The sequence below is a fragment of the Salegentibacter mishustinae genome, from assembly GCF_002900095.1.
Classification (GTDB): domain Bacteria; phylum Bacteroidota; class Bacteroidia; order Flavobacteriales; family Flavobacteriaceae; genus Salegentibacter; species Salegentibacter mishustinae.
Window position 1 is genome coordinate 622,945 of the sequence record NZ_LLKN01000001.1, and the last position, 16,496, is coordinate 639,440.

The 16,496-nt window shown below is 37.5% G+C and carries 14 protein-coding genes and 1 rRNA gene; 9 read left to right on the top strand and 6 right to left on the bottom strand.

Annotation, left to right across the window (positions count from 1 at the left end; translation table 11 throughout):
- Window positions 1-121: 121 nt before the first annotated feature.
- From APB85_RS02810 to APB85_RS02830, 5 genes are read left to right on the top strand one after another with little or no spacing between them, the layout of a single operon-like run.
- Window positions 122-1,099, top strand: coding sequence for a M23 family metallopeptidase (locus APB85_RS02810; RefSeq protein WP_057480626.1), 978 nt, complete (start codon window positions 122-124; stop codon window positions 1,097-1,099).
- Complete coding sequence (locus tag APB85_RS02815; RefSeq protein WP_057480627.1) at window positions 1,099-1,428, top strand: MerR family transcriptional regulator; 330 nt, start codon at window positions 1,099-1,101, stop codon at window positions 1,426-1,428. The genes APB85_RS02810 and APB85_RS02815 overlap by 1 nt, the downstream gene beginning before the upstream one ends.
- A gap of 2 nt (window positions 1,429-1,430) precedes the next feature.
- A complete protein-coding gene (locus APB85_RS02820) occupies window positions 1,431-2,027 on the top strand; it encodes a LemA family protein (protein ID WP_057480628.1) in 597 nt (198 codons plus the stop codon).
- A gap of 5 nt (window positions 2,028-2,032) precedes the next feature.
- Entirely contained in the window at window positions 2,033-2,473 is a 441-nt protein-coding gene (locus APB85_RS02825) for a TPM domain-containing protein (protein WP_057480629.1), read from the top strand.
- Window positions 2,474-3,271, top strand: a complete 798-nt coding sequence (locus APB85_RS02830) for a TPM domain-containing protein (RefSeq protein WP_057480630.1) — start codon at window positions 2,474-2,476, stop codon at window positions 3,269-3,271. It begins immediately after the preceding gene.
- Window positions 3,272-3,486: 215 nt separating this feature from the next.
- On the opposite strand, the gene APB85_RS02835 is transcribed toward APB85_RS02830, so the two are convergent.
- The 3 genes from APB85_RS02835 to era form a co-directional block, all read right to left on the bottom strand.
- Window positions 3,487-6,249, bottom strand: coding sequence for a TonB-dependent receptor (locus APB85_RS02835; protein ID WP_057480631.1), 2,763 nt, complete (start codon window positions 6,247-6,249; stop codon window positions 3,487-3,489).
- A 104-nt stretch (window positions 6,250-6,353) separates the two neighbouring features.
- A complete protein-coding gene (der, locus tag APB85_RS02840) occupies window positions 6,354-7,661 on the bottom strand; it encodes a ribosome biogenesis GTPase Der (RefSeq protein WP_057480632.1) in 1,308 nt (435 codons plus the stop codon).
- A 188-nt stretch (window positions 7,662-7,849) separates the two neighbouring features.
- Window positions 7,850-8,731, bottom strand: a complete 882-nt coding sequence (era, locus tag APB85_RS02845) for a GTPase Era (RefSeq protein ID WP_057480633.1) — start codon at window positions 8,729-8,731, stop codon at window positions 7,850-7,852.
- 353 nt (window positions 8,732-9,084) lie between these two features.
- Here era and APB85_RS02850 point away from each other — a divergent pair, with 353 nt between their 5' ends.
- A complete protein-coding gene (locus APB85_RS02850) occupies window positions 9,085-10,623 on the top strand; it encodes a SulP family inorganic anion transporter (RefSeq protein ID WP_057480634.1) in 1,539 nt (512 codons plus the stop codon).
- Between the two features lie 37 nt (window positions 10,624-10,660).
- Window positions 10,661-12,094 carry a hypothetical protein gene (locus APB85_RS02855; protein WP_057480635.1) on the top strand — a complete coding sequence of 478 codons (1,434 nt, stop codon included), beginning with the start codon at window positions 10,661-10,663 and terminating at the stop codon, window positions 12,092-12,094.
- Between the two features lie 61 nt (window positions 12,095-12,155).
- Here the strand turns inward: APB85_RS02855 and APB85_RS02860 are convergent, their stop codons facing one another.
- Together APB85_RS02860 and APB85_RS02865 are read right to left on the bottom strand one after the other, a co-directional pair.
- The gene (locus tag APB85_RS02860) at window positions 12,156-14,102 is read right to left on the bottom strand and encodes a M1 family aminopeptidase (protein WP_057480636.1); all 1,947 of its coding nucleotides are present in this window, start codon (window positions 14,100-14,102) and stop codon (window positions 12,156-12,158) included.
- A gap of 93 nt (window positions 14,103-14,195) precedes the next feature.
- Window positions 14,196-14,660, bottom strand: coding sequence for an RNA methyltransferase (locus APB85_RS02865; protein WP_057480637.1), 465 nt, complete (start codon window positions 14,658-14,660; stop codon window positions 14,196-14,198).
- A 115-nt stretch (window positions 14,661-14,775) separates the two neighbouring features.
- Here APB85_RS02865 and APB85_RS02870 point away from each other — a divergent pair, with 115 nt between their 5' ends.
- Together APB85_RS02870 and APB85_RS02875 are read left to right on the top strand one after the other, a co-directional pair.
- A complete protein-coding gene (locus APB85_RS02870; protein WP_057480638.1) occupies window positions 14,776-15,606 on the top strand; it encodes a universal stress protein in 831 nt (276 codons plus the stop codon).
- A 76-nt stretch (window positions 15,607-15,682) separates the two neighbouring features.
- Window positions 15,683-16,309 (top strand): hypothetical protein, encoded by a 627-nt coding sequence (locus tag APB85_RS02875; RefSeq protein ID WP_057480639.1) that lies wholly within the window; start codon window positions 15,683-15,685, stop codon window positions 16,307-16,309.
- A gap of 66 nt (window positions 16,310-16,375) precedes the next feature.
- Here the strand turns inward: APB85_RS02875 and rrf are convergent.
- A 5S ribosomal RNA gene (gene rrf / locus APB85_RS02880) occupies window positions 16,376-16,484 on the bottom strand.
- Between the last annotated feature and the right edge of the window lie 12 nt (window positions 16,485-16,496).

A 16,496-nucleotide genomic window follows, 5' to 3' on the forward strand; every position in this document is an offset into this window, starting at 1 on the left:
TAATCTAAAATTATTAATTGTGTTGGTGCTGAAACAATTTCCTATATTTGTTCGTTTACCAAACTAAACTTAGCACGGTAATTGCTTAGTATTGTTGGCAAAAATAGCATAAATTTGACTCATGTCGAAGGTTAAATATCATTACGATAGCGAGACGCAATCCTATAGAAAAATCGAGCGCCGAAAAGGCCGCCGTACAGGGATTGTATTGCTTAGTATCTTAGGATCTTTCCTGGCCGGTTTTATCTTACTGGTTATTTATTTGAACATTCCACAGATTGAAACCCCTAAAGAAAAAGCGCTAAAACGCGAACTTCAAAACATGGAGTTACAATATGGCTTACTCAATAAAAAAATGAGCCAGATACAAAATGTACTGGCAAATATTGAAGATAGAGACAATAATATTTACCGGGTTTATTTTGAAGCTAACCCTATTCCTGAGGAGCAAAGACTTGCTGGATTTGGTGGTATAAACCGCTATAAAGACCTGGAAGGATTTGATAATTCTAAACTGATTATTGAAACCAGCAAACGAATGGATATTCTTACCAAGCAGTTGGTGGTACAATCTAAATCGCTTGATGAAATTGCCAATTTGGCGAAAGAGAAAGAGAGTTTGTTATCTGCCGTTCCTGCGATACAACCTGTTAAAAATGAAGATCTAAGCAGGATTGCCTCTGGTTACGGTTGGAGAACCGATCCGTTTACCAAAGTAAGAAAATTTCATCACGGTATGGACTTTAGCGCTCCTCGTGGCACACCGGTTTATGCTACCGGAAATGGCCGCATTAAAAGGGCCGATAATAGATCTACCGGGTATGGAAATCATATAAGAATAGATCACGGGTATGGTTATACCAGCCTTTATGCCCATTTATATAAATACAATGTACGAGTTGGCCAGCGGGTACAGCGTGGTGATATTATAGGCTATGTAGGCAGCACGGGAAGATCTCAAGGCCCACATTTACACTATGAGATCTTTAAGGATGACAACCGAATTAACCCGATCAATTTTTACTATGGCCATCTTTCTCCCGAAGAGTTTGATAAGGTTCTGGAAAAAGCACAACAAGAAAACCAATCGCTGGATTAATGCACCTCAATTTACCAGATAAAAGATATTACGGAATTGGCGAAGTTGCTGAAGCCTTTAAGGTAAACACTTCCTTAATTCGTTTTTGGGAAAAGGAATTCGATGTAATTCAGCCAAAGAAAAACGCCAAGGGAAATCGCAAATTTACTCCAGAAGATATTAAGAATTTAGAGCTTATTTATCACCTGGTTAAAGAACGCGGATTCACCCTTGAAGGTGCAAAAACACATTTAAAAGAAGAAAAACACAAAACCCTTAGCAACTTCGAAATAATTCGTAAGTTGGAAGGAGTGAAAGCAAAACTAATCAATCTAAAAAATCAGTTGTAGAAATGAAAAAATGGTTAATCCCTGTAATAGTTATTGTAGTTCTGGGTATTATAGTTTACAGCCTTACGGCAGGAGTAAATAACACCGCAGTAGAATACGAAGAAAGCGTTTTAAAGAATTGGGCCGATGTTGAAAATGCCTATCAGCGTAGAAGTGATCTTATCCCTAATTTGGTTAGTACAGTAGAAGGTTCAGCCGATTTTGAGCGTGGAACGCTTACCGATGTTATTGAAGCTCGTGCTAAAGCTACTTCGGTTAACGTTGATGCCGGGAATTTAAATCAGGAGCAAATTCAGCAATTCCAGCAGGCTCAGGGCGGACTATCTTCTGCATTATCAAGACTTTTAGTCTCTGTTGAAAGATATCCCGATATAAAATCGAATCAAAACTTTCTCCAATTACAATCACAATTAGAAGGAACAGAAAACCGTATTAGTGTAGCTAGAAATCGCTATAATGAAGCGGTGAGACAGTACAATACTTATATTAGAAAATTCCCTAATAATATTTTTGCCGGAATGTTCGGATTTGAAAGAAAGGCGCCATTTGAAGCAGAAGAAGGTGCGGAAAACGCCCCTGATGTTGAATTTGATTTTTAAGAGAGATGAGCAAAGTTGAAGATTTTTTAAGCAAAAAAGACGAAGAGGAGATCATTGAAGCCATTAGGAAAGCAGAAAGCCACACCTCTGGCGAGGTGAGGGTACACCTGGAAAAAACTACCGGCGAAAAAGATATTTTTGATCGCGCGATGGAGGTTTTTCATATGCTAAAGATGGATAACACCAAGCATGATAACGGAGTGCTTATTTATGTTGCTGTAGAAGATCATAATTTTGTGATCTATGGTGATAAAGGTATTAATGATGTAGTTCCAGATGATTTTTGGGAAAGCACCAAAGATGCTATTGTAGAAAAATTTAAAAAAGGAGAATTCAAACAAGGCCTGGTAAACGGTATTTTAACCGCCGGCCAGCAGCTCAAAAAGCACTTCCCCTGGAGTGAAGACACACGAGACGAACTCTCCAACGAAATTTCAAAAGGATAAATGCCACAATTCACTAGAAGATTCAAATTACTATTTCTGTTTTTCCTCGTTTTTTCGGGGTTTATATATGCACAGCGCGATGTCCCACCCAAACCATCGGAGGAAACCAGTGTTTATGATGAAGCCGATATTTTAACTTCTTCGGAAGAAAAGCAGTTAGAACAGAAGTTGATCAACTATGCCGATACCACTTCAACCCAAATTGTAGTCGCGAGTATAAATTCCTTTCAAGGAGAAAATCAGAGTGATTATGCAGTTAAATGGGCCCACGAATGGGGAATTGGTCAAAGTGCTGAAGATAATGGCTTACTGGTTATTGTAGCTGAAGAAGATAAAAAGATTTGGATCACTAATGGTTATGGGCTTGAAGAGTATATGACTGATGCCCGTACCCGTCAAATAATTGAACAGGTAATTCTCCCTGAATTTAGAAACGGGAGCTATTACAATGGCCTTGATGCCGGAACTACCGCTATTTTCCAGGTATTATCAGGCACTTTTGAAGGCACACCACAATCCCGAAATTCAGAAAGAGGCTTTCCTCTCCAGGGAATTGTTATGCTTATAATTTTTGTGGTCATTATTATTTCATTTTTTAAACGACGTGGTGGCGGTGGCCGTAATGGTGGCCGAAGAAGCGCAGGAGATACTTTTCTTGACGCTATTATCTTAAGCTCTCTTGGACGTGGAACTTTTGGCGGAGGCAGCTCTGGTGGAGGCTTTGGCGGCGGAGGCGGCTTTGGGGGCGGTTTCGGCGGCGGCGGCTTCGGAGGAGGCGGTGCCGGTGGAAGCTGGTAAATTCAGTGCGCAGGTTTTAGTAGGCTGTGGGTAGTATTTTTAACTGAAAAATCTATATAAATAAAGACTGTTTGGGATGTTTTAGTTCCGTCAAGCTGAACTTGTTTCAGCTTCTAACTTGTTTAGATTACCAACAACTTAGATCCTGAAACAAGTTCAGGATGACGATTTAAACGAAATTCTCAAACAGTCTTTTCTATTTTCAGAGCTATGTTCTACCTTCTCCCTCTCTTATTATTAGGATCTTTTCCGCCAAACTTGCTGATTTTATAAGTAAAACTCAGCATAAAATATTGCTCTAAAACAAGCTCTTGTGTATCCTGGATAAAATCGTCTCCGGTAAACCTTCTGGTTGCAATATTTTGATCCAGCAAGTCGAAGACTTTAACTTTCAACGTTCCATTATCTCCAAGGATTTCATAGCCTAAACTGGCGTTCCATAAGTAGAAAGAATTCTGAAATCCTGGCGAAGCATTCCCGATAGACTGGTAGGCGATATCACTTCCTATCACAAATTTCTCTGGCCAGAAGGAGGTAAGCGCCAAAGAAATATTCTGATTCTTATAATTCTCTTCCCTGTTATTAAAACTGTATTCAGCATCTACAAATTCCACGCTATAAAAAGGCTCTAAAGTCACCAGATCTCTAAAATTATATTCTACACTTAAACTCGGGGTTAAGTTTAAACTTTTGGAGAAATAGCGTTGCTCGTTAGTGAAACCTATATTTTTATTGAAATTACCATAAATTCCACCTCTAATTTTTATAGAACTTTCGTTTTCCAGTTTAAAGGTTTTATCCATACTTCCACCACCAAAGTAATTATAAGCGCCGTCTACATTCGTGTAAGTAGTAGTTCTCACCAAATCCTCATCTACAGTACTACGAGTTACCACCTGGTCATTAGTGAAGTTCCCACCTAAATAAGCGTAAAAGCCTGAACGCGTTTTAAAATCGAAATTATTAAAGTTGATATAAAACCTATGTCTTAAAGCCGGTCTAAGATCTGGATTACCGGTAATAATGTTTAGCGGATTTATAGTATTGGTAACCGGCTGTAATTGCGTAAGCGAAGGTGTATCCCAGGAATTATTATAATTAAAATAAATAGATTTCCCCTGTGATAAACTATACCTAAAATAGGCATTGGCAAATACATTTTCGTAAGTATTATCTATACTGGTTTCCGTAAAAAGATCCCTGTTTTTTAATCGGAGACTTTGAAAACCTCCAGAAAAACTGGCTCTTAATTTTTCATCATTATAAACAAGACCTAAGCTTGGGCGATGTTCAAAAGATTCAGAAACAAAATCATTGCTTAATTCATCGTCAAGCAAAGTATAATCACCTTCCTCGTCTACATCATAAACCAGTCGCTCATTTCGACCGTCCTCCTTATCAAAATTATAGCTTACATCTAGCATTAATTTTTCAGTAATAGGAAAACGGGCACCTAGATCAATACCATAATTGTTATCCTTATTTTCTTCGGAAATTAACTGATCCTGAACATCGGTATTTACCAGTTCTCCTTCCTGGTTATAGATCTCCCTTTCTGAAAAGAAATTATCATCCTGAGAACGGGTATTATTTTCATTATTAAAACCAAGGCTGTAATAGCCTCCATTTTCACCGAATTTACGTGTAAAATTTAATCGGTTAGAAAAATTCACGCTATGTACTTCAGAATAATTATCGGTTAAAGCCGTGTTTATTGGTGTACCATCTTCTTCAACAGATTCTGTAAAAGACTGGTTAGAAGAGCGACCGCTGTTGGTATTAATATTTGGTCTAACCGAAATTCTGGTTAAAGTATCAGGCTGAATTTCAAAACCTAAACTAAAACGGTGATTGTTATTAAGTCTATTGCTACTGGATTCTGAATTGTTAAAGAACCTTCTATTGGGTAGAATATTTTCTCTTTGGGTTTTGGTTTCGGTGATATTATCGGCCCGGCTATAAAAATAATTAGAAGAAAGTTCGGTTTCCTGCGGCCATTCGTTTACTAAACTAAAGCCGGCATTATCAGATTTTGTAATCCCATTTCCAGAGCCGAAACTATTACCGTTTATACTAAAGTTCCCGCCACGACTCCTGGTTATGGAATAGGCATTACGGCCCATAGCATCGTAGACTTCATCAAATGAAAATCCGGAGGAATTAATGTTGTTTGAACTCGCTAAAAGACTAACACGGAAATCATTTTTAAAATAATTTCCAATTCCGCTCAATTCATAACGATCATCGGTTCCGCCGCCGGCAGTAAGCCTCGAGAAAAATCCGCGGTTTTTATCTTCATCTATGGTGATATTGATCGTCTTATTTTCAGCATCACCTTCTTTTCCGGTAAATTCTTCAGATTTGGTTTTACTATCTACCACCTGGAGTTTATTAATTAACTCCTTTGGGAGGTTTTTAGTAGCAATTTTAGGATCATCACCAAAGAATTCTTTTCCGTTTACTTTAATTTGAGAAACCGGGGTACCGTTTACCGTTATGCTCCCGTCGGTAGCTACTTCTACCCCGGGAAGTTCTTCTAGTAATTCTTCCAGGTTCGCATCTTTACGCGTTTTAAAAGAAGCCGCATTAAATTCAAGGGTATCTTTTTTTATCGTTACCGGAGCTCGAGAAGAAGTAATGGTTATTTCATCTAAAGCATTATCGGCCACCTGCATTTTTATCGTACCTAAATTGAGTTTTTCATCAATTTCTAATTTCTGGCTATAGGTTTTAAATCCGGTATAGGAGATAAGTAAATTAGCTACTTCAAGGCCGCCATTACCGGCAAGTTGGAATGCCCCGGAATTATCTGAAATAGTATAAGTAACCAAACTACTGTCTGCAGGTTTTTCCAGGTAAACCGTGGCTGATTCAAGCGGTTCCCCCTGCGGGCCCGTTACTTTACCATTTATTTCAAAATTTTGGGCAGTTAAATTTCCTGCCAGGAAAAGCAAGGCAAGACTAAGTAAAATTCTCATTTAGAGTATAGGTGTTAAACGTTGAATAAATCAAGACAAAGAAATGCCTTACTAACTATATTGGTAGTTAGACTCTCGATTTGTTACAAAGTTTAACAAGAAACTTATTTTTTCCTGAAATATACTGAAATTGGTACTCCGGTTAAGTCAAATTCCTTTCTTAACCTATTCTCTATAAATCGTTTGTATGGATCTCTAACGTACTGCGGAAGATTACAGAAAAACGCAAATTGCGGCTGTGGTGTAGGTAATTGCGTGCAAAACTTGATTTTCAAATATTTCCCTTTATAGGCCGGCGGCGGATTCTGCTCTATTATTGGAAGCATTATATCGTTAAGCTCCCGGGTTTTAATTTTTTTACTACGATTTTCAAAAACAGTAACTGCGGTTTCAATAGCTTTAAAAATACGTTGCTTGGTTAATACAGACATAAAAACAATTGGCACATCGGTAAAAGGCTCAATTTCACGTCTTATCATTGCTTCATAATCGCGCATGCTATTGGTCTCTTTATTTTCAACCAAATCCCATTTATTAACCAGGATCACGATTCCTTTTCGGTTTCTTTGCGCCAGCCAGAAAATATTCTGCACCTGCCCATCAAATCCTCGAGTAGCATCTAAGATCAACAGGCAAACATCACAGTTTTCTATGGCACGCACCGAACGCATTACCGAGTAAAATTCGAGGTCTTCTTTAACCTTCGATTTTCTTCTAATCCCGGCAGTGTCTACAAGGTTAAATTCAAATCCGAATCTGTTATACTTGGTATCCATAGCATCGCGGGTAGTTCCTGCAATGTCTGTTACAATATAACGTTCTTCGCCTATTAAAGCATTTATAAAAGAAGATTTGCCCGCATTAGGACGACCTACTACGGCAAATCTTGGCAATTCTGTTTCTTCTACGGCTTCATTGACCGGCAGGGCTTCAATTAGAGCATCTAGCAAATCTCCTGTCCCACTACCATTTGTACTGGCAATAGGAAAGTATTCGCCAAGACCTAAAGAATAAAATTCTACTGCATTCTCCAGCCTTTTATTATTATCTACCTTATTTACCGCTAAAAGCACAGGCTTATCTATTTTTCTAAGCAGTTGTGCAACATCCTCGTCCATTGGAGTCACGCCACTTTCAACATCTACCATAAAAATAATAGCATCGGCTTCATCTATGGCAAGTTCTACCTGCTTGTCTATTTCGGCTTCAAAAACATCGTCGCTTCCAACTACATAACCACCCGTATCTATAAGGGAGAAATTACGACCATTCCAATCAGATTTTCCATAATGACGGTCGCGGGTAACCCCACTAACCGAATCTACAATCGCCTCACGGCGTTGAATTAATCTATTGAAAAAGGTAGATTTCCCAACGTTTGGCCTTCCTACAATGGCTACAATATTGCCCATAATATTATTCTTTAATCCCTCATTGAGGTTTTAATCCCTAAATTTATTCAGAGAATTTAATTGTTTGCAAAATTAGTGTAAAAATTCGGGTTTACCCGAAACTTAGAAAACGGAAGTTTCCAGGGCAGGAAATTGAAGATTTTTGAATTGAATTTCCTGTAATAAACTTTAAAATTTTAATTCAGAAATTATTCATTATATCCAAAACGCTTCAATTGGCGCTGGTCGCTTCTCCAGTTTTTATTCACTTTTACATAAAGTTCTAAATGAACCTGTTTTCCGAAGAATTTTTCAAGGTCTTTCCTGGCTTCTACCCCAACCCTTTTCAAAGCCGCACCTTTATGTCCTATAATAATACCTTTTTGAGTCTCACGTTCTACCATGATCACGCTTCGCATTCTAATAATTTGCTCTTCTTCAAAAAATTCCTGGGTATCAATTTCTACGGCGTAAGGAATTTCCTTTTTGTAATGCATTAAGATCTTTTCGCGAATAATCTCATTTACAAAGAAACGTTCAGGTTTATCGGTAAGCGTATCTTTTGGATAAAACGCGGGAGATTCTGGAAGTAGTTCTATAATTCGGTTAAAAACTTCGGCGACATTAAAACCTTCCAAAGCAGAAATCGGAAAAATTTCAGCATTAGGCACTTTCTCAGTCCACATCTGCACCTGACTCTCCAATTCTTCCTGGTTAGATTTATCAATTTTATTCAGTAGTAAAATAACGGGGATGTCGGTTCCAATTATTTTGTTGAAAAAGGCTTCATCTTTAAGTTCCTTTTCACCAATTTCCACCATATATACCAACACATCGGCATCCTCAAAAGCAGATTTAACGAAACCCATCATAGATTCCTGCAACTCGTACGCCGGTTTTATAATTCCCGGGGTATCACTAAGAAGCATCTGGAAATCTTCACCATTTACAATTCCAAGAATACGGTGGCGGGTAGTTTGCGCTTTAGAGGTGATTATAGACAACTTTTCGCCTACAAAAGCATTCATTAAAGTAGATTTCCCAACATTAGGGTTTCCAATAATATTTACAAATCCTGCTTTATGTGCCATGCTAATAAATTTTATGCAAAGGTAAGAGGATTAGCTAACAGTTATCTTCTTTTACTTTGAATTTATTTCTGAAATTATATTTGTTGTAATTCTACTGCAAAATTAATTATTAATTTGATAATCAGGCACGTTCATATTGTCAAAGCATTAAAAATTACCACTTAAGTTACGCTAAACTTTTCTATTAAAAATAATTGGCTAATTTTGCCGGCTCTTATGAAGCAAAGAAGAAACATATATTGGTCTCCACTTACTCCGCCCTAGGTAGTTAAGATTTCATCTCTATTATATTCCGAAATTTATTTTCTGCGGAAAAAATTCCGCGTTCCAATATCTATTAAAATTATATTCTGATGCAAAAAATCTTCAACCTGTTTGATTTTTCACAAAAAGTTGATTATAAAAACGAAGTCCTTGCAGGACTTACCGTAGCGATGACAATGATTCCAGAATCATTATCTTTTGCTATTCTAGCAGGTTTTCCTCCTCTAGTAGGTTTGTATGCTGCCTTTATTATGGGGATTATTACCGCCGTACTTGGGGGACGTCCAGGCATGGTTTCTGGCGGTGCCGGTGCTACCGTAGTGGTTTTAATCGCTTTAATGAATTCTCATGGATTAGAATATGTTTTTGCGGCCGTGGCCATGGCTGGAATTATTCAAATTGCAGTTGGGGTCTTTAAACTGGGTAAATTTATACGGCTAGTACCGCAACCTGTAATGTTCGGATTTGTAAATGGTTTGGCAGTAATCATTTTCACTGCCCAATTAGAACAATTTAAAGAGATAATTAATGGCCAGGTACAATGGTTAAGCGGAGATGCCTTGTTAATCATGACGGTACTGGTAGCGTTAACTATTGGTATTATTCTTATTCTTCCCAAAATAACCAAAACAGTACCACCATCTTTAGTAGCCATATTGGTTGTTTTCGCTATTGTTTATTTCTTCGGAATTGAAACCAGACAGGTAAAAGATATTGCTTCCGTTAGTGGTAGCTTGCCGCCTTTCCATATTCCACAGGTACCCTTTACCTGGGAAATGCTACAGGTAATTTTTCCATATGGACTAATAATGGCTGCAGTAGGTTTAACTGAAGGTCTATTAACCTTAAATCTCGTTGATGAAATTACCGGGACACGTGGTCGCAGTAATAAAGAGTGTGTAGCCCAAGGAACCGCAAACATTGCCAACGGCTTCTTTTACGGAATGGGTGGCTGCCCAATGTTAGCACAAACACTGGTAAATTTATCTTCTGGATCTCGCGCACGGCTTTCTGGGATTATAGCCGCGTTTACCATTTTAGCAATAATTCTCGTTGGAGCACCGGTAATCGAATTATTACCAATGGCTGCATTAACCGGTGTTATGATCATGGTAGCGGTTGGTACTTTCGAGTGGACTAGTTTCAGAACCTTTCGCAGGATGCCAAAATCCGATGTTTTGGTTATGGTTCTTGTTACGCTGGTAACTATTCTACTACATAACCTTGCATTGGCTGTACTTATAGGGGTAATCATTTCAGCATTAGTATTTGCCTGGGACAATGCTAAACGTATTCGTGCCAGAAAACGCATAGATGAAGAAGGTATAAAGCATTACGAGATTTATGGGCCACTTTTCTTCGGATCTGTACAGGCTTTTAATGATAAATTCGATGTTTTAAACGATCCTGAAGAAGTAATCATAGATTTCTCTGAAAGTCGCGTGGTAGATATGTCTGGAATTGAAGCCTTAAATAAGCTTACCGAAAGGTATCACAAAGAAGGTAAAAAACTTCATTTAAGATATTTAAGTGAAGATTGCAGAAGATTATTGAGTAATGCTGATGCAATTATTGAAGTAAATATTCTTGAAGATCCAACCTACAAACTTGCTGTAGATAAAACTTAAGTTTCTTAACTTTATACTTCAACCAAAAATTCACACGATGTCTATAATTGCTGAAGGAGAAAAGGAGTTTGAAGAAATAACTTCCGTACAAAATAAGGCCATGCGCCTTAACCTTAACGAGAATATTTACGGAACCTTTGCTGAAATTGGCGCCGGGCAGGAAACCGTGCGTCATTTTTTTAGAGCTGGGAATGCTTCGGGAACGGTTGCTAAAACTTTAAGCGCTTACGATAAGGATTTTAGCGACGCTATTTATGGCATTGAAGACGATGGGCGCTATGTTACCGAGCAGCGCTTAACCAGTATGATGCGTTACGAAACGGGACTTATAGAAGAGCGAATTTCCCGACTAAAACATCCAAATAAACTATTTTTTAGTTACGCGAATACCGTGGCAACTATAGACTGGGCAAAAAAATACAAAGGTCACGGCTGGTTGGGAATTAGATTTCAAAATGAGCCGGGAGCAGACTATAACGAAATTGTTTTACACGTTCAATTTCACGAGAATAATGCGGCACACCAGCAAATTAGTTTAGGAACTATGGGTGTTAACCTTATTTATGGCGCATTTTATTACCACGATAATCCTAAAAACTTACTTAAACATTTATTTGATCATCTTACTACCGATAAGATTGAAATTGATGCTATAAATTTCACAGGACCTGCCTTTAAAAATGTAGATAATCGTGTAATGAGTTTAGAATTGGTGAAAAACGGAATTACCGAAGCCATTATGTTTTCGCCAGATGGCAATAATGTATTGCCTGCCAGCATTCTTTATAAAAGAAACATCTTAACGCTTCGCGGAAGTTTTAGACCTGTTACCAAAGTAAATATGGCGATGTACGAAAAGTCGCTAAAGCTTTTTCTAAATGAAAAAAAGGTAGATAAAGATAAAACGGTAGTTATTTTTGAAATCACTCTGTCTAACCTTAAAGGCGAAGGAGAAATAGATGAACGGGACTTTCTAGATAGAGCAGATTTGCTAGGCTCTCTTGGACAAACGGTAATGATCTCTAACTTTCAGGAATATTATAAGGTTGTAGAATATTTTGGACAGCACACTAATGAAAGAATGGGTCTTACTATGGGTGTAAGCACTCTAAAGGATATTTTTGATGAAAGATATTATCGCCATCTAAGTGGTGGAATTTTAGAAGCTTTTGGGAAATTGTTCTTTAAAAGCCTGAAGATCTATTTATATCCTTTAAAAGATGAAGAAACTGGCGAAATTATTACCAGCGAGAATTTAAAAGTACATCCTCGCATGCAGGAGCTTTACCAGTATTTTAAAGATAATGGCCGGGTAGTAGACATTAAAGATTATGATCCAGAAACTTTGGAAATTCATTCCAGGCAGGTTCATGAATTGATTAAAGAGGGAAAAAGTGGCTGGGAATCTATGCTTCCTGAAAGCACCACGAAAATGATTAAAGAAAAATCACTTTTTAAAGGAAAAGAATAAGAATAAAAAAAGCCGTTTGAGATCAAATTCAAACGGCTTTTTCAATTTTAGCATTATTTATTTAATCTTCGTAGAAAGAGTTAGGCCAGGCATCGTTACCTGAATTCACATCTGGTAAGATCTTATTAGGATCTAATTCTACGCTTTCAATAGATTTATCTGTTCGATGCTGGTAATTCCAGGAATCACCACGCTGCCAAATCTCTACCGGAAGTGTAACTTCTTCAGAAGAACCATCTTCGTAAGTAATTTCCATTTTAACCGGCATAGGAATATCTCCGGCATTGGAAACTGAAATTATATAATTCCCTTCATATTGTCTTACGCCATCTATACCTAAGTCAATATTACTGGTACCATAGAACCATTTGCTAAAAAACCAGGATAGATTTTCTCCAGAAACATTTTCCATATGGTTAAAGAAATCTGCAGGTTGCGGGTGCTTGTAAGCCCAGGTTTCAATATAAGATTTAAAAGCATTATCAAAACGTTCTTCTCCTAAGATATACTCTCTAAGCAATAATAAGCCAATAGCAGGCTTGTAGTAAGCGATCATTCCAAGGTTTCTTAGGTTAGAAACATCTGGATAAGTATCAATTCCCTCGCGCTGCTCACTGGTGAACCAACCCGTCATATTCCTTGTTTTATTTAACCTCGCAGGATATTCACCGTCATTAAAATCTAAAGTACTGTAATAGTTGATAAAAGTATTGAAACCTTCATCCATCCAGGCATATCTTCTTTCGTTAGTTCCAACAATCATTGGGAACCAGTTGTGGCCAAATTCGTGATCTGTAACGCCCCAAAGTGAAGCTCCTTCGCTTTTCCAACTACAAAAATTTAAACCTGGATATTCCATTCCGCCTATATCTGCAGCCACATTTACGGCAACCGGGTAAGGATAAGCAAACCATTTTTCGGAATAATGTTCTACAGAAGCTTTGGAATATTCAGTAGAACGGCTCCAGGCGCCCTGGCCATCACTTTCTTTAGGATAAGCAGATTGTGCCATAGCTTTCTTTCCGCCAGGTAAATCTATTTTTGCGGCATCCCATATAAATGCTTTTGAAGAACCAAAAGCTACATCACGAGTGTTCTCCATCTTAAAATGCCAGGTAAGGGTTCCTTCCTGTTTTGCACGCAAAGACATATCGTTTACTTCTTCAGGCTTGATTAGATAAACGGTAGAGTCACTTTTAGAAGCTCTATCCATTCTTTCTCTCACCGTAGAAGATAACACCTGTCTTGGGTTCTGCAATTCTCCTGAGGATACGACAATATGGCTAGCGGGAGCCGTAATTTTAAAATCGTAGTCGCCATAATCTAAATAGAATTCACCCGCACCAAGGTAGGGCTCAATATTCCAGCCTTCTACATCATCAAAAACCGCTGCTCTTGGAAACCATTGCGCTAAAGCATAAATAGTCCCGTCCTCTACATCAAGCCTTCCCATACGGTCCATCCCATCTACAGGAATTTTATACTCAAAATTCATAGAAACAGTTGCTTCTCCCCCATTAGCAGGTATTGGGTCTTCGAAGAAAACCTGCATTCTTGTATCTGTTATTAGATAATCTGAAGAAGAACTTCTTTTTACTTTTGCTTCCAGGTTAGAAATAGTATACCCGCCATCTATATCACCGTTATAACGATTTCCCTGAATTGGAGTGGTTAAAGTTCCACGGGAATCTTCGGTAAAACGATTTTGTTCCAAATGCATCCAGATGAATTCTAATTCCTGGGGACTATTATTGGTATAAGTTAGTTCTATTTGACCTTTTATGGTGTGATCTTCATCATTCAAGGTTGCTTCAATCTTGTAATCGGTTTCATTTTGCCAGTATTCCGGGCCCGGTTTTCCTGAAGCTGCACGGTACATATTACCACTGCGATTCATAAATTCATTAAAATCTTTTTGGTTGTTTTCCACAACCTCCTGTGCTTTAACGCCGGTAGAAAATAAACCAGCAACGGCCAGGCCAAGCATAGCTCTGGATAAGTATCTCATTCTTTTAAGTTTTTATTGTAATTGGCGCTAATTTAACCAAACTGATTAAAAATTCCTGATAAAACGGAGCTTATAAATCCATAGAAATGGGAATCAGGTAGAAAATTTTGATTTACTGCTGCGATCATACATAATAATACTTCCGGCAACAGAAACGTTTAAGCTTAAAGTTGATTGAAATTTAACCAGAAAATGAGATTTTTCAATCGCCTCTTTTGAAAGTCCGTGATCTTCTGCTCCCAGTAAATAAACACAACGTCTTGGATGGGTAAAGGTTTCTAAAGCCTCAGCATTTTCAGTAAGCTCAACACCTACAAGCATGGCACCTTTTGGTAAATGCTCATAAAAATCTTCAAAAGTTTCGTAATGAAAATAAGGCATTGCTCCTACAGCTTTATGAGTATCACAAGCCTGTTTAGCATAGCGATTTCCAATAGTATAAATAAAACTTGCGCTCATATTTTGCGCTGAACGCCAAAGCACGCCTAAATTTTCCGGAGTTTTCCCGTTTTGTATTCCAATTCCAAAAAAACCCTGTTCTAAATTATCTAATTTCATAAGTGGTTCAAAAATAATAGAATTAATCTTTCTGCGGAATTCCTCCGGGATTAAACCTGATATTTATCATTTTAAAATATATGAATGGAGTTTAACTTTATAGAAAATAAGCGTCATGAAATATATACTCGTACCAACCGATTTCTCTGAATCTGCCAATAATGCTTCGGAATTTGCGATTCAAATGGCTAAATCGCTACAATTTCCCATACGTTTTTTACATAGTGTACAAACACCGGTAGAATGGTCTAAATTAAATATTCAGGACGAAAAGAAATACCCTGAAACTAAAGAACGAATAAACTCTGCAAAAGATCAATTAAAAATATGGGAGCAAAAAGCGACTGAAAAAGGAGTTGATGCAGAGCATAGCATAATTTACAACACAGGAATGGATGAACTTGTAAATTATGTTAAGCCCGAAAATTATGAATTAGTTATTATGGGAACTCACGGCGCAAAGGGATTTGAAAAAATAATGGGTTCAAATACGCAAAAACTTATTCGTCACTCAAAGGTGCCGGTAGTAGCGATAAAACATAAATTCGATTTCAATCAATTAAAGAGCATCCTAATTGCAACCGATCTAAAAGAAGAATCTCAAAAAGCGTTTAAAAAAGTCTACGGAATTTTAGAAAAGTTAAGGACTAAAGTTGAACTGGTTTATATAAATACACCATATAATTTTAGAGAGACTGACCAAATAGATGATATGGCAGCTGAATTCCTAGCCAAAACTGAAATTAAAGAATTAAAACTGCGATGTTTAAATGCCAATAATGAAGCCAGGGGAATAGGAATGGCCCTAAATAAATTATACCCAGATCTATTTACAAGCATCACTCACCAGCGTACTGGGTTTGACACCATTTTTAGCCCCAGTATTACTGAAGAAATTATTAATAATTACGAGTTGCCGGTTGTAAGTATAAACCGTGAGATTTAAACTTATAAAGCAAGGTTTTCCCTATATCATACATCTTACTGATTTTATAATTTAGATAGTTATAAATATCAGCATCATGAAATCATTAAATTCACAGGTCTTACCTGTTCGTCTCACTAGCTTGATTATCCTTTTAATAATTTTCCTTACCTCGTGTAAAAAGAAGGATGAAGATAATATAGAGAAAGAAGTTATTTCAGATACAAAGAAAGAATCGAAATTAAGTAAAAAGGAATATGAAGATCGTGGCAAGTACCTGGTAGAAATTATTGGGTGCCACGATTGCCATTCTCCCAAAAAAATGGGTGAACAAGGTCCAGAATTAATATCTGAATTGGCTTTCTCAGGTTACCAGTCTAACAAAAGTTTACCGGAGCTGAATAAAGAAACACTTAAAAACGGCTGGATTTTAATGAATCCAGATTTAACAGCCTTTATAGGTCCTTGGGGAGTTTCCTATTCATCGAATCTCACACCTCACGAGACAGGACTAGGCTCCTGGAATTTTAAACAATTTAAAAGAGCCATGGTAGAAGGAAAATACAAAGGACAGGCAGATGGCCGTTCTTTATTACCACCTATGCCATGGCAAAATTTTAAAAATATAGAGGAAGAAGACTTAAGAGCTATGTATATGTATCTTAAAAGTCTTGAACCAGTAGATAATGTAGTCCCTTCAGCCAAACCTTTAGCTAAATTATAATTAACTTAGATTTATTTTTCGGGCATAAAAAAACCCTTCACCAAATGAATGATGAAGGGTTTAAAAGAAAGGCGGTGACATACTCTCCCACAAATAGCAGTACCATCTGCGCTAACGGGCTTAACTTCTCTGTTCGGAATGGGAAGAGGTGAGCCCCGTTGCCATAACCACCTTAAGTCTTTGAGTT